Here is an 18,863-nt window from a genome sequence, read left to right on the forward strand (position 1 = left end):
CCCGTGAGGCTTGACCATATAACACCCAAGTGGTTCGCGTCGCACGACGCCGGATACGCGAGGCGTATCGCAGCTGCAGCATGATCCCGTATACGGCGGCGCTGTCTTCGCGACAGCGCTGCCAGCCGAATTGCCTGACGACCAGAGCGAGCGGGTCCCACCCGATCCCATCCCGAACTCGGCAGTGAAACCGCTCAGCGCCGATGGTAGTGTGGGGTCTCCCCATGCGAGAGTAGGTCATCGTCAGGCACCCTTTTGAAACCCCGATTACAACATGGTCGGGGTTTTGCTTTTCCGGTCCTCCCCATGGGCTTTTCAGGGGTCTCCCCATGACCCGTCTGTCGGGAACAGACGGGAACCGCTTCAGCGGGCCCGCAGGGCGAGTCCCGGGACGGGACGAGTAACAGTAGCGGAGCGCCGCCCGGATCATCGTCAGGCACCCTTTTTGAAACCCCGATCACAACATGGTCGGGGTTTTGCTTTTTCAGGACCCCGACCCCGGCAGGGTCGGGGTCCTTTTATATCGGGCACTCGCGTTGTCGGGCGGCGTGTCGCCCTCGGTCGGAGCGGCCGCACAGTCGATTGCGGCTATTGTGGCTACTGACCGGGCTCGTGGCGCAGTACATCCACCAACGCTTTCATCTCTTCATCGTTACCGATCGAGATACGTAGCCAGTCCGACAGCCCCGGTCGATCGAAATAGCGCACCAGAATGCCGTTCTCACGCAGACGGGCAAAGGCTGCGGCGGCACTCTCCTGTGACGGACTTGCAAACAGGAAGTTGGACTTCGACGGTAGTACGGTGTAGCCGAGCGTCTCCAGGGCCTCGTGCGTGTGTTGGCGGGTCTTCATTATCGCCTTGCAGCAGCGCTGGTAGTGCTCACCGTCCTCCAGCGAGGCGATGGCAGCGGCACTGGCGATGGGGTCCAGAGGATAGGAGTTGAAAGAGTCCTTGATCCGTTCAAGCCCCTCGATCAGTTCGCTCGATCCGATTGCGAAGCCGATACGCAGGCCGGCAAGGCTGCGCGATTTCGAAAAGGTACCGGTAACCAGCAGGTTGGGAAACTCGTCTATCAGGGGTACCGCGCTCTCGGCGCCGAAGCCGGCGTAGGCCTCGTCGATCAGCACTACACGCTCGCGTTGACGCTCCAGCAGGCCCTGCAGGGCGCTGCGTTCATGGGCATGGCCGGTCGGCGCATTGGGGTTGGCAAAGGCAATGCCGCCATGGCCGTCGGCAGGGAGCTGATCCAGCGCTACTTCCCAGCGTTCGTTGAGCGGCAGTTTCTTCAGTTCGAGACCGTAGAGCTGGCAGTAAACCGGGTAGAAGCTGTAGGTATGCTCGGGTATCAATAGCGGCTCGCTACGGCAGAAAAAAGCGCGAAAGGCAAAGGCCAGTACCTCGTCGGAGCCGTTGCCGACGAAAACCTGTTCGGGCTTTACACCGTGTTCATGTGCCAGTGCTTCGCGCAGCGCGATGGAGGTGGGATCCGGGTAGCGTCGCAGTGTATCGATATCGAAATGTCGAAGTATCCGCTCCACCCCTTTTGCCGGCGGGTAGGGGTTTTCATTGGTATTGAGCTTGATCATGCGCTGGCGCGGCTGCTCGCCGGGCACATAGGGGGTCAGCGCTTCAACCCCGGGGCTCCAGAATTTGCTCATCAAGGCTCTCGAAATATTGTGGCAACAGTGTGGTGACGGCTTCTGATCGCTCATGTTGGCGCCTGCCCGCGATGGGCGCAAGAACCGGAGTGACGAGCGATCTGTCACAATAATGCCGGCACCAAAAGGAGCAATGATGGGGCGCAGAGGAAAAAGAGTGATTGGCATCGCGGTGCTGATAGTGACGCTGGCGCTGTGCTGGTTGATTCTGGCACTACCCAACAGTCTGGCGGCGTTGGCCGCTACCCCGCAGTTCTGGCCGCCTCTGGAGCTGGCGATCGTGCTGCTACTGCTCGGGGTGGCGCCACACGCCCTGCGTCGCTGGCTGGCAGCGCTCCTTGCGCTCGCGTTGATGACGCTACTGTTGCTCAAACTGGCCGATATGGTGGCGCTGCAGGCCTACTGGCGTATCTTCGATCCGCTGGCCGACTGGCATCTGATCGCTCCCGGCTGGAACGTATTGCAGGGCGCGCTGGGTGAGTTCCGCGCGCTGCTGCTGGCGCTGAGCGTGGCGCTGGGACTGGGTCTTGTCTTCATGCTGCTGTGGAGCGGTCTAGCACGTGTTGCACGCTATCGTGCGATCCTGCCGGGCCTCTCCATGCTGCTGCTGATCGCTGCCCTGCTCGGCTGGCAGCTCGACGATCGACAGCCGCTGGCCGGCAGCACCCGCCTGGTTGCCGAACACGTCACGCAGTCGCGTCAGAACCTGCGCGATCTGGCCGCACTCCAGGCGCGTGTGCGTCAGGACGAAGGAGCCACCGTAGCGCCGCAGCGACTCCTCGAGGGGCTACGCGATCACGACGTGCTGCTGGTCTTTATCGAGTCATACGGTCGCGTAGCGCTGGATCAGCCGCGCTACAGCGATACGCTCCGACCGCGGCTACAGGAGATGCAGCGTGAGTTCGACAGCGCCGGTTTTGGTGCGCGCAGTGGCTGGCTGCGCGCACCCACCGTGGGCGGGCAGAGCTGGCTTTCGCACGCCACCCTGCAGTCGGGCCTGTGGATCGATTCCCAGCGGCGTTACAACTGGCTGATGGGCACCGACAGGATGTCGCTGGCACAGCTTTTTGAACGTGCCGGCTGGCGCACCCTGGCGGTAGCGCCGGCACTCACCCGTGACTGGTCGAGCAATGCCTGGTATCGCTTTCAAAAGGTCTATGACGCACGCAATCTCGGCTATGAAGGCCGCCCTTTTAACTGGGTCACCATGCCCGATCAGTACACTTTTTCGGCGCTTGAGCGGCTTGAGCTGTCGCGCCGGAACCGAGCCCCCATCATGGCCGAGGTGGCCACCGTCTCGAGCCACGCCCCCTGGACGCCGATACCGCCGCTGATCGACTGGGCAGAGGTCGGGGACGGTCGTATTTTCAATCGCTGGGCCGATGCCGGTGACCCGCCCGACGTGGTGTGGCAGGACAGCGAGCGGGTGCGCCGTCAGTATCTGAAAGCGATCGACTATTCCCTTGCAACCCTCGGCGCCTTCATTGATCGCTACGGCGATGATGATCTGGTCGTCATCGCCATGGGCGACCACCAGCCCGCCACCTTGATCACCGGCGAGGGCGCCAGCCGCGACGTACCGGTGCATGTTATCAGCCGTGACCGCCGGGTACTGGAGACCTTCACCCGCTGGGGCTGGCGTACCGGTATGCTGCCGGGGGAGGCCGCGCCGCAGTGGGACATGGATGAGTTACGACCGCGGCTGATCGAGGGTTTCAGCGCCGTGGAGACGGGTACTTCGGCTGATGGGGGTTGATAAGCAGCCTAACGGCCTCCATAAGAAAATCTAAGCGCACGGCTTATCGCCGTTGCAGGACGATGTTCTGACAGGGAAAGTTACTTCATGCACGCATCACTTTTTACGCCCCTCAAACTGGGTTCGCTGGAGATCTCCAATCGCGTCATCATGGCGCCGCTGACCCGTGCCCGTACGCCCGATACCGTACCGGGCGAGCTGCAGCAGACCTACTACGGCCAGCGCGCCGGCGCCGGCCTGATTATCAGCGAGGCGACCAACATCTCGCCCACCGCGGTGGGCTACGTCTACACCCCGGGCATCTGGACCGACGCGCAGGAGGCCGGCTGGCGCGGCGTGGTCGAGGCGGTGCACGCCCGCGGTGGTCGTATTGCGCTGCAGCTCTGGCACGTCGGACGTGTCTCCAATGAGCGCGTGCAGCCCGACGGACAGAAGCCGGTGGCGCCCAGCGCCCTGCGCGGCGAGGGCGCTCAGGCCTTCGTCGAGTTCGAGGACGGCAGTGCCGGGCGTGACGACGCCAGTACGCCGCGGGCGCTGGAGACCGAGGAGATTCCCGAGCTGGTCGAGGACTACCGCCGCGCCGCGGTGCGTGCCAAACGGGCCGGTTTCGACATGATCGAGGTGCACGCCGCCAACGCCTATCTCCTGCAGCAGTTTCTGGCGACCGGTTCCAACCAGCGCAATGACCGCTACGGCGGCTCGATCGAAAATCGCGCCCGCGTGGTGCTTGAAGTGGTCGATGCGGTCGCCAGCGTATTCGGCTATGACCGGGTGGGAATTCGTCTCTCGCCCTTTATCGAGATCTTTGGCCTGACCGATGAGGAATCGGGGCCGATGGCCTTCTATCTGGCCGAACAGCTCAATCTGCGCGGGCTGGCTTACCTGCACATCAACGAGCCGGACTGGGCCGGCGATGACATTCATCTGACCGATGATTTCCGTCGCGCCCTGCGGGCACGCTTCAAAAGTGGCGCGCTGCTCTTCTGCGGTCACTACACCGCCGAACGCGAAGCCGATCTGATCGAGCGCGGCATTGCCGATGCAGCGGTCTACGGACGGCCTTTCATTGCCAACCCGGACCTGCCCGAGCGCTTCCGGCTGGGTGCCGAGCTCAATGAACCCGACCCGGATACCTTCTACGGTGGCGGTGTGGAAGGCTATACGGATTATCCTTTCCTTTCGACGTCCGGGCAGTGACACGTTCGCGTCGCGGGTGAAAACGGATATGGCTTTCCGGTGCCCCCGGCAAGCGTCTATTATGCTTGGGGTACCGGTCGCCATGGCGGCCAATCGACATGCATCAGGAGTAAGCTTCATGCAGATGAAAACGTTGCTGGCCGGTTCGGCCTTACTGGCGCTGTTGGCCGGCTGTGCCGGAACCGGAGGCGGTCAGACCAGCGGTGGCGATAGCGGCATGACGAGCGCCGCACAGCAGACGCGCACCTATGTGGGGACACTGCCGTGTCGCAGCTGCGATGGCATTCAGCTGACTGTCGATCTGCAGGGCAGCGAAGACGCTACCAACCCGCAGACGCGAACTTTCGAGCTGGAAGCCGACTATCAGAATCATCCCCAGAATCCGCCTGCCGAGACCTATAGCGGTAACTGGGAGGTGATCAACGGCATGCAGAACAACCCGCAGGCGACCGTCTATGAGTTGACGCCCAGCGGTGACGGCCAGGTCTACTACTTCGAGAAGGTCAATCCCTCCACGCTGGAGCTGATCGATCCGCAGCTGCGCAGCTTCGAAAACGGCGAACGGCTGCGCCTGACACTGCAACAGTAAGGACGCCGGTCGTCACAAAGGGTGTATCAGGGGCGGCCATCAGCCGCCCCTTGTTGTATCCGGCCCCTGTACCGTCTGAAACTCGAAAGGACCGCCGAGTCGCATGGCAAAAGCCAGAAGTGCCTTCGTCTGCACCGAATGTGGTGCGGAGTACTCCAAATGGCAGGGGCAGTGCAGCAACTGTCGCGAGTGGAACACGCTGACCGAGTTGCGCCTGGGCGGCACGGCCAGGGCCGCTTCCGGCGCGGGTGCCGCCCAGGCGGCGCGTCAGGGCTATGCCGGCGCCGGTGGTGTTGAACTGACCGACCTTTCCAGGGTCGATCTGAGCGAACTGCCGCGCTTTTCCACCACCTATAGCGAATTCGATCGCGTGCTGGGCGGCGGTCTGGTGCCCGGTGGGGCCATCCTGCTGGGCGGCGACCCGGGGGCCGGCAAGTCGACCCTGCTGTTGCAGACCGCCTGTCATCTCGCCCAGCAGCATCGGGTGGTCTATGTCACCGGCGAGGAGTCGCTCTCCCAGGTGGCGATGCGCGCCCACCGCCTGGCGTTGCCCACCCAGGGCCTGTCCATGCTGGCCGAAACCAGCGTCGAAACCATTCTGGCAATGGCCGAGCGCGAGCGCCCGGCGGTGCTGATTATCGACTCGATCCAGACCATGCACCTCGAGGATATCGCCTCGGCGCCCGGCGGCGTCGCCCAGGTGCGCGAATCGGCGGCAGCGCTGACCCGCTTTGCCAAGAGCAGCGGCACGGCGCTGCTGCTGGTCGGCCATGTCACCAAGGATGGCAACCTGGCCGGGCCGCGGGTGCTGGAGCACATGATCGATGCCTCGCTGCTGTTGGAGGGCAGCGCCGACTCGCGCTTTCGCACGCTGCGCGGACAGAAAAACCGCTTTGGCGCCGTCAACGAACTGGGGGTGTTCGCCATGCTGGAGCAGGGCCTGCGCGAGGTGAAAAACCCCAGCGCGATTTTTCTCTCCCGTGGCGAGGAGATGGCGCCGGGCAGCCTGGTGATGGTGGTGTGGGAGGGCACTCGGCCGCTATTGGTCGAGGTGCAGGCGCTGCTCGATGAGTCGGCGCTGGGCAACCCGCGGCGGGTAGCGGTGGGGCTCGATGCTCAGCGGCTGGCCATGCTGCTGGCGGTGCTGCACAAGCACGGCGGGCTCTTTACCGGCGACCAGGATGTTTTCGTCAACGTGGTGGGGGGCGTCAAGGTGCTGGAGACCAGCGCCGACCTTGCAGTGCTGCTGGCGGTGGTCTCCAGCCTGCAGAACCGCGCCCTGCCACGAGAGCTGATGGTGTTTGGCGAGGTGGGCCTGTCCGGCGAGATTCGACCGGTGCCGAGCGGCCAGGAGCGTATCGTCGAGGCCGCCCGGCACGGCTTTACCCGCGCCATCGTGCCGCGCGGCAACGCGCCCCGCCAGACACCGGCGGGCATGGAGGTGGTGGCGGTGGAGCGCCTCTCCAAGGCGCTGGACGCGCTGTAGCGCGTCATGGCCGCTGTGCGGCCAAAGAGAGCTGCCTGGCCGACACGGCAGGCTGTTATCCTTGCGCTATTTGATGCTGACAGGACCTCGCATGAGTCAGATTCGTCTTACCCAGTACAGCCACGGCGCCGGCTGCGGCTGCAAGATCGCCCCCGATGTTCTCGATGCGATGTTGAAAAACGCCGGTCCCGGGGCGTTCAGCGACAAACTCGTCGTCGGCAACCAGGATCGCGAGGACGCCGCCGTCTATGACCTCGGCGACGGACAGGGTTTGATCGCGACCACCGATTTTTTCATGCCGATCGTCGATGACCCCTTCGACTTCGGCCGTATCGCCGCCACCAACGCCATCAGCGACGTCTTCGCCATGGGCGGCCGGCCGATTCTGGCGCTGGGCATTCTCGGCTGGCCGGTGGACAAGCTCGATCCCGCGATTGCCGGCGAAGTGCTGGCCGGTGCCCAGTCGGTGTGCCGCGAGCTGGGGCTGGCGCTGGCCGGCGGCCACTCGATTGACGCCCCGGAGCCGATCTTCGGGCTGGCGGTCAACGGCCTGGTGGCGCTGGATGAACTCAAGCGCAACAGCGGGGCGAAGGTGGGCGACAAGCTCTACCTGACCAAGCCGCTGGGCGTGGGGATTCTGACCACCGCCGAAAAGCGCGGTCTGCTGGATGACGAGCATCGCGGGCTGGCGCGCGACATCATGCTGCACAGCAACGCCATCGGGCGCAAGCTGGCGGCGGTGCGTGGCGTCAATGCCATGACCGACGTCACCGGTTTCGGGCTGGCCGGCCACCTGGGTGAGATATGCACCGCCAGCAATGTAGCAGCGCACATCGACTTCGCGCGCCTGCCGCGCATCGCCGAGGCCGATGGCTATCTGCGCCACGGCGCGGTGCCGGGAGGCACCGAGCGCAACTACCGCGCCATGGGCAGCCTGTTGCCGCCGATGGACGACTACCACTGGCAGTGGCTGTGCGACCCGCAGACCTCCGGCGGTCTGGTGCTGGCGGTCGACCCCGCCTTCGATGACGACATCGAGCGCATCGGCCGCGAGCATGGCCTGACGCTGGAACCTTTCGGTGAGTGCATCCAGCGTGATGGCGACGCGGTGATTCATGTCCGGCAGTGAGCCAGATACCGCCCTGTCGGCCGTGCTGGTCGAACCGAGTCTCGAGGTACTGACCGAGGCGCCGTTGTTGATCGACGTGCGAGCGCCGGTGGAGTTTGCCCAGGGGGCGCTGCCGGGCGCCATCAACCTGCCGCTGATGGATGACGATGAGCGAACCGAGGTCGGCACCTGTTACAAGCAGCGCGGCGGCGAAGCGGCACTGGCGCTGGGACATCGGCTGGTCAGCGGCGCGCTGCGCGAGCGGCGGCTGAAGGCCTGGCAGGATGTGCTGGCGCGTCATCCGCAGGCGCTGATCTACTGCGCTCGCGGTGGGCAGCGCTCGGCGATCGCTCAGCAGTGGCTGAGCGCCAGCGGTATGCCGGTTGCGCGTCTCAAGGGCGGCTTCAAGGCCGCCCGGCGTGAGCTGATGGCGGTGACCGACAGCGCCGCCGAGGCACCGGCGCTGATCGTTGCCGGTCTGACCGGCTGTGCCAAGACCGATCTGATCAAGGCGCTGGACAGCGGTATCGATCTCGAAGGTCATGCCCGCCACAAGGGCTCCAGCTTCGGCCGCCAGCCCGGCGAGCCGCCGTCGCAGATCGACTTCGAGCACCGCCTGGCGCTCGACCTGTCACGCCGCAGCCCGCCCTTCGTGTTCGAGGACGAATCGCGCCGTATCGGCAGCGCGGAGATTCCGCTGACACTGTGGCGTAGCATGTGTGGCGCACCCAGAGTGCTGATCGAGATGCCGCTGGCATGGCGGCTGGCGCAGATTCGCCGTGACTATATCGATGATCTGTGGCGTCAGTATCGTCAGCAGTATGGCCCACGGCTGGGCTGGGCACTGATGCGCCGCCAGTTGATCAGCGCCCTGACCCGGCTCAAGAAACGCCTGGGCAGCGAGCGCCTGACGCGGCTGACGCTTTTGCAGCAACAGGCCTTCGAGGATCACGCCGAGCAGTGCGATTCGAGCGTTCACGAGCGCTGGCTGGCGCCGCTGCTCACGGAGTATTACGACCCCATGTATCGCCACCAGCTGGCGCAGCAGGAGACGCCGCCAGCCTTTACCGGCAGCTGGCAGGAGGTGCTGGCGTTCGTGCGCGAGGCGGTCGCGCAGCAGCGTCGGTCGGGGTGAATATCGTGCAGCCTTTGCGGAAATGGGCTGCTTCGTCCGAGAGCAGGTTTGCGCAAGGGCGCTATAAACCCTTCCCCGAGCGCTATCTTCGCCATCCATGGCGAAAGCCCCTTGCTTCAGCCTGCTCCCGGCTCCGTTGCCTTTCGGGCGTTGCTGATGATGTGCCTTAAAGCCGCAGCCAGTCGATCATCACGCGATCCAGCAGCGCCGCCTGGAGGGCAAAGCGGCGCTCGTCGGCCAGCATCTCGTCGACGCTCTGTACGCCGCTCCCCGGTGCAGGCAGCCGCTCGCTGTCATGCTCGATCAGCGCACGCGCCCACTGTTGGGTGGCCTCCAGATGGCAGAGCATGGCCAGCACCCGGGCGCCGTCCCAGCTGAAGCCCTGCAGCGGGCTGGCGTCGCTGGCGCCGATCGACACGGCGCCCTCCGGCAGGCCGAAGACGCGCCGATGCCAGAGAAAGGCCTCGAAGCGCTCGGGCAGGTCGATATCGCCGTCGGGATTGCCGCGCAGCTGCTGCCAGCCGAACTCGGGGCGGGTATTGGGGGATACGATCGCTCCCAGCGCCTCGGCGATCAGCTCGGCGCCAAAACCGATCCCCAGAATCGGCTTCGAGCTGTTGAGGGTGCGCTCGATCAGGCGCTGCTCGCGTTTCATCCAGCCGTGAGGCGCGATCTGCTCGGAGGCGCCCAGTACGATCAGGGCGTCGAAACTGCTGAGCTGCGGCGGCACCTCGTCGTTGTCGAGTCGGCAGCAGTTGAAGCTGTGGCCCATACTGGTCAGCCAGTCGGCCATTCGCGCCGGGCCGAGGTGGGGAGCATGCTGGAGAAAGTAGATATGCATGATGAAAGCCTGGATTAATACGAAACGGCGCGTCCAGCGCGGCGCTGCCTGCCCGGAGGATGGCGATGCGCGTTGAGCTGCGCGAGCAGGTCACCACCATTATTGCGCAGATTCCCTGTGGACGGGTGACCACCTACGGCTGCATTGCGAAGATGACCGATGGCGCCACGGCGCGTTCGGTCGGTGCAGTGCTGCGCACGCTGCCGCAAGGGCATACACTGCCCTGGCAGCGGGTGGTGTCCGCCGGCGGTCGGCTGGCCGATCACGAGGGCGCACGCAGGCAGCGTGAGCTGCTTGCCGCCGAAGGGGTTCTGTTCGATCGCCGTGGACGTATCCCGGCGCGCTTTTTCTGGCCCTGAGTGCCTGCCTTGATCTCGCCTGATACCCGGGCTGTCGAAAGCCCCTTGCTTCCATCTGCCCCCGGCTTTCGGCAAAAGGCAGTTTTTAAAATGCGTTTTAGAAGTTGAGAGCCTATGCCCACCATTATCGAGACAGGATTCGAGCGGCGTCTGCGGGCGCTGGCGTGGCGCCCGGCGCTGGCCTTCATGGCGGCGCTGACGGAGCGCCTGCTGCCCAACTACCGGCTGTGGGCGGCGCTGGAGGAGGCGGGCGACGTCCACGGCGTGCGCAGCATCCTCGACCTGGTGTGGGAAACGCTGGCGGTGCGCGACGTGCACATCGACTTTACCCGCCAGGCGGAAAAGCTGGCAGCGTGTGAACCGCTGGCGGATGACAGTTTCGGCGCGCGCGCGGCGGCGGATCTGACCGCGGCGCTGTCGGCCTGCATGGATGCGCTGTGCAAAAATGCCGTGGAGGCGCCGCAGGAGGTGAGTCGTCTCTCCATTGGCGGCGTCGAGCGCTTTATCGAGATGCAGGCGGGAGCGTCGATCGGCGATGATGATCAGCGCGAGGCGCTGATTGACGCCCATGACCTGATGGCAGATGAGCGCGCCTTCCAACTGGCGGTGCTTGAAGCGCTCGAGGGGCAGCCACTGGATCGCGAGCGGCTGCGCGAGATCAGGACGCTGGGGTGCAACGAAGGGATCAGCAATCTGGGCATCGGCGCCGAGGAGTGAGTCTCCTTGACCACCGTGCCCGGTTGCGATGCGCGTTCACAGCCGTACTTCGATGCCGCGCTCGGCCATGTAGCGCTTGGCCTCCTCGATGCTGTACTCGCCGAAGTGGAAGATGCTGGCCGCCAGCACCGCAGCGGCGCCGCCTTCCTTCACCCCGGCGACCAGATGGTCGAGCGTGCCGACGCCGCCGGAGGCGATCACCGGTACCGTGACGGCGTCACTGATCGCCCGGGTAATACCCAGGTCGAAGCCCTCGCGGGTGCCGTCACGATCCATCGAGGTAAGCAGCAGCTCACCGGCGCCGTACTCGACCATCCGCTGCGCCCACTCGATGGCGTCGAGACCGGTGGGAGTGCGCCCGCCGTGGGTGAAGATCTCCCAGCGCGGTGGCTCCTCCGCCGCGCTGACCCGCTTGGCGTCGATCGCCACCACGATACACTGGCTGCCGAAGCGCTCGGCGGCTTCGCGGACGAATTCCGGGTCGCTCACCGCCGCGGTGTTGATCGACACCTTGTCGGCGCCGGCGTTGAGCAGCGCGCGGATGTTGTCGCAGCTGCGGATACCGCCGCCGACGGTGAGCGGAATAAAGACCTCGCCGGCGATGCGGCTGACCATCTCCAGGGTGGTGTCGCGCGCCTCGTGGCTGGCGGTGATATCGAGAAAGGTGATCTCGTCGGCGTTCTGCTCGTTATAGCGACGCGCGACCTCGACCGGGTCACCGGCGTCACGGATGCCGACGAAATTGACACCCTTGACCACGCGGCCACGGTCGACGTCGAGACAGGGAATGATACGTTTGGTCAGCGTCATGGTCATCCACTCCTCTCGGGCTGGCGCTGCCGGGCGACGGTGTCGCACAGGGTCTGCGCCTCGCTCAGGTCGAGCCGCCCTTCATAGATGGCGCGGCCGGTGATGGCGCCGACGATGCCGCTGGCGGCGACGTCGGCAAGGCGCTGCACATCCTCGATATCGGTCACGCCGCCGGAGGCGATCACCGGCACGCCGCCCTGGCTTGCCAACTCCACCGTCGAGTCGATATTGACGCCGTTCATCATGCCGTCGCGGGAGATATCGGTGTAGACGATGGCGCTGACGCCGTCCTCGGCGAAATGGCGCGCCAGCGCCACCGCGCGCATGGTCGAGACCTCGGCCCAGCCGTCGGTGGCGACATAGCCGTCGCGGGCGTCGAGGCCGACGATGATATGGCCGGCAAATTCGCGGCACATGTCGCGTACGAACTGCGGCTCACGCACTGCCTGAGTGCCGATAATGACCCAACTGACGCCGGCATCGAGATAGCTTTTGATGGTGTCGCGGGAGCGGATGCCGCCGCCGATCTGGATCGGCAGCTCGGGAAAGCGCGCGGCGATGGCATTGACCGCATCGGCATTGACCGGGCGCCCCTCGAAGGCGCCGTTGAGATCCACCAGGTGCAGGCGGCGCGCGCCGGCCTCGACCCAGCGGCCGGCCATCGCCACCGGGTCCTCGCCGTAGGTGGTGGCCTCCTCCATGCGCCCCTGTCTGAGGCGCACGCACTGGCCATCCTTGAGATCGATGGCGGGAATGATCAGCATGACAACTCCTGGGCGTTACGGTGACGTTGCGGGCGCGCGGCGGGGGCGGCCTGGCGCGTTTTCAGGGCGACCAGCTGACGAAATTGGCCAGCAGTTTGAGCCCGGCGGCAGCGCTCTTTTCGGGATGAAACTGTACCGCAAAGACGGCGTCGCGGCCGGTGGCGACGTGAGCGCGGCTGCCGGCGTAGTCGATGTAGCCCATGGCATCGCGGTCGCTGTCGGCACTGACGTAGTAGCTGTGTACGAAATAGAAGCGCTCGCCGGTGAGGATGCCCTCCCACAGCGGATGCATATGGTGCTGGTGGACCCGATTCCAGCCCATGTGGGGAACCTTGAGTCGCTCGCCGTGCCCGTCGACGGCGTCCTCGGCGAAGCGCCTTACCCGCCCGGGCATGTAGCCCAGACAGCGCACACCGCCATTCTCTTCGCTCTTGTCCATCAGCATCTGCTGGCCCACGCAGATACCCAGCAGCGGCTTGTTGGCATCCGCCAGCAGCTCCTTCACCAGCCCGGTCAGCTCGCTGCGTTCGAGCTCGCCCATGCAGTCGCGAATTGCGCCCTGGCCCGGCAGGACCACGCGAGAAGCGCCCTTGATAGCGCGTGCGTCACGGGTAATGGCGACTCGCTCGTCGGGGCTGACGTGCTCGATGGCCTTGGCCACTGAGTGCAGATTGCCCATGCCGTAGTCGATAATGGCGATCGTCATTGCGAACTGGCTCCTTTCTGTCCGTGGCGCGATCCGTGGCAGGGGTTACAGACTGCCCTTGGTCGAGGCGATACGTCCGGCAAGACGTTCGTCGGCACTGACCGCCATGCGCGTGGCACGGCCGAAGGCCTTGAAGATGGTCTCGACCTGGTGGTGGGCGTTGATGCCGCGCAGGTTGTCGATATGCAGCGTGGCGCGGGCGTGGCTGGCAAAGCCCTGGAAGAACTCGGCCACCAGTTGGGTGTCGAAGCGGCCAATGGTGGCGCGGCTGAAATCGGCGTCGAAATAGAGCCCCGGACGACCGGAGAAGTCGATCACCACTCTCGACAGCGCTTCGTCGAGCGGCACATAGGCGTGGCCGTAGCGCTGGATGCCGCTTTTGTCACCCAGTGCCTCGGCAAAGGCCTGGCCCAGCGCGATGCCGGTATCCTCGACGGTATGGTGATCGTCGATATGCAGGTCGCCGTCGGCGTGAACGTCCAGATCGAACATGCCGTGACGGGCGATCTGATCGAGCATGTGCTCGAAAAACGGCACGCCCGTAGCGGCGCGCAGTGCGCCCTGACCATCCAGCTCGAGAGAGACGCTGATACGGGTTTCGCTGGTGTTGCGGGACACGCTGGCGCGTCGCGGCGACTGACTCATCAGGGCTCCAGGGCAGGGAAGCACGGCTTCCGGCATATAGTGTCAGGCCCCGTCGGATTGCAGGGCAGCAAGGCGCCATTATAGAGAACCGGGTCGGCCATCCGCTACACTATCGTCGGCCGCCGACGGGCTTGCAAATCGGTTGGCAGGTCAGCGTACCACAGGGAGAAATGCGGCGATGAAAGCGTTGTTCAGGATCGTGCTGGCGGCGATCGGTGTGCTCGGCCTGCTGGCGGTGGCCGTGGTGATCTATGCGACCACCTTTCTTGACCCCAATGACCTCAAACCGCGGCTGGCGGATGCGGTGCGCGAGCGCACCGGGCTGGAGCTGTCGCTGGATGGCCCGCTCTCCTGGAGTTTCTATCCGCGCATCGGCCTGACCGTCGAGGACGCCTCGGCGCGCCTGCCCGGCCAGGCGGAGGATGCGCCACCCTTCGCCGCTTTCGAGCGCGCCGAAGCGCGTATTCGTTTTGCGCCGCTGCTGGCCGGCAATATCGAGGTTGACGGCTTTACCCTCGATGGCCTGCGTCTCAACCTGGTGCGCAACGAAGCGGGCCGCGCCAACTGGGAGGTGCTGGCCAATACGCTGTCTGATCAGCGTGGCCGGCCGCCGGCCGAGAGTGCCCCGCGCGCCGGGGGGCCGCAGCAGGTCGCCAGTGCCGGCGATCGGCCGCTGGTGATGAACATCGCCAGCGTTAACATCAGCGACGGCCAGGTGCACTACATCGATCGTCAGAGCGGGCGCGATGTCACTCTGTCCGATTTTGGTCTCGATGCCACCAATGTGACGGCCGATGCCCCCTTCCCGGTCGAGGCCGGATTCAGTCTCGAGTCGCTGACGCCGCGGATGAACGGCCGGGTCGATCTGGTCAGCCAGGCCGCCTTCGACCCGGACGCCGAGCAGTGGTCGCTGCGCAATCTGCGCCTCAAGAGCACGCTGCAGGCGGCGGCGCTGGAGGGGGAGCAGAGCGTCGAACTCAATGCCGACGCCTTCCTGTTCGATACGGATCGTCGCGTCTACCGCCTCAAGGGCGCTGCTCTGAATGCGACCCTGCAGCTGGCGTCGTTGCCCGAAGGGCAGACGCTGCCGCTGGCCGCCACTTTCAATGCCGATCTCGATCTCGCCGAGGGCAGTGCGGGCGTCAGCGATCTTCGACTCTCCAGCACCGAGCAGCTGACCATGAGCGGCGGCGCTCGGATTGCGGGTATTGGCAGCGAGCTGAGCTGGCAGGGTGAATTAACCATGCCGCCCGCCAACCTGCGGAGCTGGCTCGGTCAACTGGGCATGACGCCCACTACGGCAGACAGTAACGCCCTCACCGCGGTGGGCTTTTCCACCCGACTGAGCGGTGATGACCAACGTGGCCGGTTACAGGGCCTCTCTGTCAGGCTCGACGATACCGACTTCAATGGGGAGCTGACGCTGGGACTCGACACCCCCCTGCTGCACGGTGAGCTGAGTGGCGGCGCTCTCGACCTCGACCGCTACCTGCCAGCGGCGGACGAGGCGTCGCAAAACGCCGACGCAGCGGACACTGACAATAGCGCCGCGGGCGCTGCGGCCGACGCAGAAGACGAGGGCGCCGCGCCATCGCCTCTGGCGCTGTTGAGCCGGCTCGATCTTGATCTTCTGCTGCGTCTCGACGGGTTGAGCGTCAGGGGCGCCAGGCTGACGCAGCTCACCCTGCAGGGGCAGGGCAGCGACGGTCTGCTGCGGCTGGCGCAGCTGGATGCCGAGCTCTATGGCGGCCGTCTTGATGCCAGCGGAAAACTCGACCTGCGTGAGGTGCCGGCCAGCCTGCAGCTGTCTCCACAGCTCGAGGGGGTGGCGCTGCAGCCGCTGCTGACCGATACGCTGGGGCGTGACGACCTGCTGCGCGGCAGCCTGAGTGCCGGCGGCGAGTTCAGCACCTCGTTCGGCGGTGCCGGTACACCCTTGGCGCAGCTCGACGGTAGCGCCCGCTTCAACGTTACCGATGGTGCTCTTGTCGGCTTCAATCTGCCGGGCGTGCTGTGCTCTGCGGTGGCCACTCTCGAGGGCAATGGCAGTGGCAGTGAACCGGGCAGCGACACACCCTTCGAGCGCCTGAGCGGTAGCCTGACGATCGACAGTGGGGTGGTCAGCAGCGACGATATCGATATCGCCATACCCGGCGCCGAGGCTCGGGCCAGCGGTGATATCGACCTGACCGCGCGGCAGCTGGCCCTCCAGTTGGGTTTGCAGCTGAACAACAGCGCCGCGCTCGACGGCTGCCCGATAAGCGATGCTCTGACGGCTATTATCCTGCCGCTGCGCTGCGAGGGCAGCCTCGACGGCACGCCAGCCGACTGGTGCCGGCTCGATACCGCCGTGCTGCGCGATCGGCTGCAATCCGCGGCCGTTGAGCGCGGCGGCGAGGCGCTGCAGGAGCGCCTTGAAGGCGCCCTCGATGAGCATCTCGGCGAGGGGCAGGGGCATAACCTGAGAGAGACCATCAAGGGGCTCTTTCAGTAGTGGCGCCTGTTTGCTTGCCGAAAGACGGGCCGGGTCTGCTGCCCGGCCCGCATGTTTTCACTTGCCGATACAGCGATATCCATGACGCCCAGTGACAGCATGCCGGCGCCGCTGGACGCCGAATATTTTCGTACTCGTCTGCTCGACTGGTTCGACCATCACGGCCGCAGCCAGCTCCCCTGGCAGCAGGAGCGTACCCCCTACCGGGTATGGGTCTCCGAGATCATGCTGCAGCAGACGCAGGTGGCGACCGTTATCGACTATTTTCAGCGTTTCATGGCGCGCTTTCCCGATGTCGAAAGCCTTGCTGCTGCCGAGCTGGATGAGGTGCTGCATCTTTGGACCGGGCTGGGCTACTACGCTCGTGCGCGCAATCTGCACCGTGCGGCGCGCTGCGTGGTCGAGGCGTACGGCGGCCACTTTCCGGTCGAGAATGTCGAAGCACTGAGCGCGCTACCCGGCATCGGCCGTTCCACCGCGGGGGCGATCATCGCTCAGGCGACCGGCCAGCGTGCGCCGATTCTGGACGGCAACGTCAAGCGCGTGCTGAGCCGCCTGCACGGCGTTGGCGGCTGGCCCGGGCGGCCGGCGGTAGAGCGCCGGCTGTGGCAGCTCGCCGAGCATTATACGCCGCACTGGCGCTGCGCCGATTTCACCCAGGCGATGATGGATATGGGCGCCACTCTGTGCACCCGGCGCCGTCCCGCCTGCCTGCTGTGCCCCTTTGTCGACGACTGCGTGGCCCACCGCGCTGGCGAGGAGACGCGCTACCCCGAGTCCAAACCCAAAAAGACGACACCGCTGCGCCACACTCTGATGCTGATGCTGATCGATGAAGAAGGCAGGGTGCTGCTCGAACAGCGTCCCGCCAGCGGCCTGTGGGGCGGCCTATGGGGATTGCCGCAGTTTGACGATGAGACACAGCTACGCGACTGGCTCGACAGCCACGCCCCGGGCAGCCGATTTGGCGAGCGTCGTCAGCCCTTTGTGCACGCCTTCACCCACTTTCGCCTCGAAATCACGCCGTTGACGGCGCATCTGTCGCGGGGGAGCGCTGGCGTTGCCGAAGGTCAGCACTGGTATGATCCGCTCCAGCCGGCCAGCCTTGGGCTGGCAGCGCCGGTCAAGGCGCTGCTGGACGCGCAGACCACACTTTTATAACCGCTGGGGCTTCAGTGCTGGCAGCCAAAGCCCCGCCAGGGAGAGACGTTCATGACCCGTACGGTATTTTGCCGCAAGTATCAGCAGGAGATGGAAGGGCTCGCCATGCCGCCGCTGCCCGGACAGAAGGGGCAGGAGATTTATGAAAACGTTTCGAAACAGGCCTGGGAGGAGTGGCAGGCGCTGCAGACGCGGCTGATCAACGAAAAGCATCTCAATATGCTCGAGCCCGACACGCGCAGCTATCTGATGGAGCAGATGGAGCGCTTTTTTGACAACCAGGAGACCGACACCGCCGCAGGCTATGTGCCGCCTTCCTCGTAGGCGTCTGGCCCAGGGGGGCGGTGGTCGGTAAGTGACTGAATGATAAAAAAGTGACATCTTCTGTTGACCCAATCTGCACTTTTCGGTTTAATACGCAGCCGTTGGCGAAGGCCAGATAGCTCAGTCGGTAGAGCAGTGGATTGAAAATCCTCGTGTCGGCGGTTCGATTCCGTCTCTGGCCACCATTCGTTGGGGTATAGCCAAGTGGTAAGGCACCGGTTTTTGGTATCGGCATTCGCAGGTTCGAGTCCTGCTACCCCAGCCACGCCAACCTCTCTTTTGTCGCTGGCATAGCTCAGTTGGTAGAGCAACTGACTTGTAATCAGTAGGTCCCGGGTTCGACTCCTGGTGCCAGCACCACCTCCCCCCATCTCCCTGTGATCGACCGAGGCTCAGGATTTTCGGCAGGTTTTCGGCACTATCATCGTGCCTTTTGCAGGGAAGCCAAATGTTGGCTTGACCCCATCGCTGATTGGGGTGCAATATAGCCGGGTTGGTTAAGCAAGCAGTATATCGTCAGTTGTTATCGATCCTGTCGAAGCAGTTTGATGGCTATTCTGTTCGCTCCGCTTCCCGGAGCTAACCATCATTCACTTTCGCTAAAGCAGGTATCCGCAAGATGGCAACTGGCACAGTCAAATGGTTCAATGACAGCAAGGGCTTCGGCTTCATCTCTCCCGACGATGGTGGCGACGATCTCTTTGCGCATTTTTCCGAAATCCAGCAGGATGGCTTCAAGTCCCTGCAGGAAGGTCAAAAGGTCTCCTTCGAGGTGACTCAGGGCCGCAAGGGGCTTCAGGCCTCGGCGATTCGCCCCGAATAAACCCTTACCGGGTTATTCGAATGAATGAAGGCTGCCGCTTCGGCAGCCTTCATTTTTTTGGTGCGCCAGGCATGGCGCGCAGCGCCGACTAGGCGCTATCCGGTCCGCCGTGGTGGTTGGCTGGATGACTTGGGGGTGAAAGTCCCCTACGGACCCTGGTAGCGGGAACCGTTAGCCGAACAGCAAGGGTGTCCGTCGCGAGGCGGAATCTGAAGGAAGCTGCAGGCAAACTCCTGGCCCGACGAACAGGAACCGCATATGAGGCAGCCACATCCGGGCGAGAGGGCCA

At 64.7% G+C, this 18,863-nt stretch carries 18 protein-coding genes, 3 tRNA genes and 1 rRNA gene; 16 read left to right on the plus strand and 6 right to left on the minus strand.

The features are described from left to right. The first annotated feature begins 133 nt into the window (after positions 1-133). A 5S ribosomal RNA gene (gene rrf / locus H146_RS0117035) occupies positions 134-249 on the plus strand. A gap of 348 nt (positions 250-597) precedes the next feature. Here the strand turns inward: rrf and hisC are convergent. Further along, positions 598-1,659, minus strand: a complete 1,062-nt coding sequence (hisC, locus tag H146_RS0117040) for a histidinol-phosphate transaminase (protein WP_019953090.1) — start codon at positions 1,657-1,659, stop codon at positions 598-600. Between the two features lie 136 nt (positions 1,660-1,795). Between hisC and H146_RS0117045 the strand changes: the two genes are divergently transcribed. From H146_RS0117045 to mnmH, 6 genes are all read left to right on the plus strand, one after another. Next, a complete protein-coding gene (locus H146_RS0117045) occupies positions 1,796-3,415 on the plus strand; it encodes a sulfatase-like hydrolase/transferase (protein ID WP_156826881.1) in 1,620 nt (539 codons plus the stop codon). An 87-nt stretch (positions 3,416-3,502) separates the two neighbouring features. Next, on the plus strand, positions 3,503-4,612 hold the full coding sequence (locus tag H146_RS0117050; RefSeq protein ID WP_019953092.1) for an alkene reductase: 1,110 nt from the start codon (positions 3,503-3,505) through the stop codon (positions 4,610-4,612). A gap of 118 nt (positions 4,613-4,730) precedes the next feature. Then, the gene (locus H146_RS0117055) at positions 4,731-5,201 is read left to right on the plus strand and encodes a copper resistance protein NlpE N-terminal domain-containing protein (RefSeq protein ID WP_019953093.1); all 471 of its coding nucleotides are present in this window, start codon (positions 4,731-4,733) and stop codon (positions 5,199-5,201) included. 103 nt (positions 5,202-5,304) lie between these two features. Beyond that, entirely contained in the window at positions 5,305-6,687 is a 1,383-nt protein-coding gene (gene radA / locus H146_RS0117060) for a DNA repair protein RadA (protein ID WP_019953094.1), read from the plus strand. 91 nt (positions 6,688-6,778) lie between these two features. Further along, positions 6,779-7,816 (plus strand): selenide, water dikinase SelD, encoded by a 1,038-nt coding sequence (gene selD / locus H146_RS0117065; protein ID WP_019953095.1) that lies wholly within the window; start codon positions 6,779-6,781, stop codon positions 7,814-7,816. Further along, on the plus strand, positions 7,803-8,930 hold the full coding sequence (gene mnmH / locus H146_RS0117070) for a tRNA 2-selenouridine(34) synthase MnmH (RefSeq protein WP_019953096.1): 1,128 nt from the start codon (positions 7,803-7,805) through the stop codon (positions 8,928-8,930). Before selD ends, mnmH begins: the two co-directional genes overlap by 14 nt. Before the next feature lie 166 nt (positions 8,931-9,096). On the opposite strand, the gene H146_RS0117075 is transcribed toward mnmH, so the two are convergent. After that, positions 9,097-9,771 (minus strand): type 1 glutamine amidotransferase, encoded by a 675-nt coding sequence (locus tag H146_RS0117075; RefSeq protein ID WP_019953097.1) that lies wholly within the window; start codon positions 9,769-9,771, stop codon positions 9,097-9,099. A gap of 65 nt (positions 9,772-9,836) precedes the next feature. Here H146_RS0117075 and H146_RS0117080 point away from each other — a divergent pair, with 65 nt between their 5' ends. After that, entirely contained in the window at positions 9,837-10,130 is a 294-nt protein-coding gene (locus tag H146_RS0117080) for an MGMT family protein (protein WP_019953098.1), read from the plus strand. Positions 10,131-10,244: 114 nt separating this feature from the next. Beyond that, positions 10,245-10,847 (plus strand): YjaG family protein, encoded by a 603-nt coding sequence (locus tag H146_RS0117085; protein WP_019953099.1) that lies wholly within the window; start codon positions 10,245-10,247, stop codon positions 10,845-10,847. A 36-nt stretch (positions 10,848-10,883) separates the two neighbouring features. Here H146_RS0117085 and hisF read toward each other — a convergent pair whose 3' ends face one another. The 4 genes from hisF to hisB all read right to left on the minus strand — a co-directional run bounded on the left by hisF (position 10,884) and on the right by hisB (position 13,772). Further along, positions 10,884-11,657 carry an imidazole glycerol phosphate synthase subunit HisF gene (hisF, locus tag H146_RS0117090; RefSeq protein WP_026352084.1) on the minus strand — a complete coding sequence of 258 codons (774 nt, stop codon included), beginning with the start codon at positions 11,655-11,657 and terminating at the stop codon, positions 10,884-10,886. A 2-nt stretch (positions 11,658-11,659) separates the two neighbouring features. Continuing rightward, positions 11,660-12,421, minus strand: coding sequence for a 1-(5-phosphoribosyl)-5-[(5-phosphoribosylamino)methylideneamino]imidazole-4-carboxamide isomerase (gene hisA / locus H146_RS19795; RefSeq protein ID WP_019953101.1), 762 nt, complete (start codon positions 12,419-12,421; stop codon positions 11,660-11,662). A 61-nt stretch (positions 12,422-12,482) separates the two neighbouring features. After that, the gene (gene hisH, locus H146_RS0117110; RefSeq protein ID WP_019953102.1) at positions 12,483-13,127 is read right to left on the minus strand and encodes an imidazole glycerol phosphate synthase subunit HisH; all 645 of its coding nucleotides are present in this window, start codon (positions 13,125-13,127) and stop codon (positions 12,483-12,485) included. A 45-nt stretch (positions 13,128-13,172) separates the two neighbouring features. Next, complete coding sequence (gene hisB / locus H146_RS0117115; protein ID WP_019953103.1) at positions 13,173-13,772, minus strand: imidazoleglycerol-phosphate dehydratase HisB; 600 nt, start codon at positions 13,770-13,772, stop codon at positions 13,173-13,175. Positions 13,773-13,950: 178 nt separating this feature from the next. Between hisB and H146_RS0117120 the strand changes: the two genes are divergently transcribed. The 7 genes from H146_RS0117120 (at position 13,951) to H146_RS0117150 (ending at position 18,574) form a co-directional block, all read left to right on the plus strand. Next, a complete protein-coding gene (locus H146_RS0117120) occupies positions 13,951-16,266 on the plus strand; it encodes an AsmA family protein (RefSeq protein WP_019953104.1) in 2,316 nt (771 codons plus the stop codon). Positions 16,267-16,347: 81 nt separating this feature from the next. Then, entirely contained in the window at positions 16,348-17,427 is a 1,080-nt protein-coding gene (mutY, locus tag H146_RS0117125; RefSeq protein WP_026352087.1) for an A/G-specific adenine glycosylase, read from the plus strand. Between the two features lie 51 nt (positions 17,428-17,478). Further along, the gene (locus tag H146_RS0117130; RefSeq protein WP_019953106.1) at positions 17,479-17,751 is read left to right on the plus strand and encodes an oxidative damage protection protein; all 273 of its coding nucleotides are present in this window, start codon (positions 17,479-17,481) and stop codon (positions 17,749-17,751) included. A 109-nt stretch (positions 17,752-17,860) separates the two neighbouring features. Further along, a tRNA-Phe gene (locus H146_RS0117135) sits at positions 17,861-17,936 on the plus strand. A gap of 5 nt (positions 17,937-17,941) precedes the next feature. Next, positions 17,942-18,016 (plus strand) — tRNA-Gln (locus H146_RS0117140). Positions 18,017-18,035: 19 nt separating this feature from the next. Continuing rightward, positions 18,036-18,111 (plus strand) — tRNA-Thr (locus H146_RS0117145). A 259-nt stretch (positions 18,112-18,370) separates the two neighbouring features. Next, entirely contained in the window at positions 18,371-18,574 is a 204-nt protein-coding gene (locus tag H146_RS0117150) for a cold-shock protein (protein WP_019953107.1), read from the plus strand. Positions 18,575-18,863: the final 289 nt, after the last annotated feature.

It is taken from the genome of Kushneria aurantia DSM 21353 (assembly GCF_000382245.1).
Classification (GTDB): domain Bacteria; phylum Pseudomonadota; class Gammaproteobacteria; order Pseudomonadales; family Halomonadaceae; genus Kushneria; species Kushneria aurantia.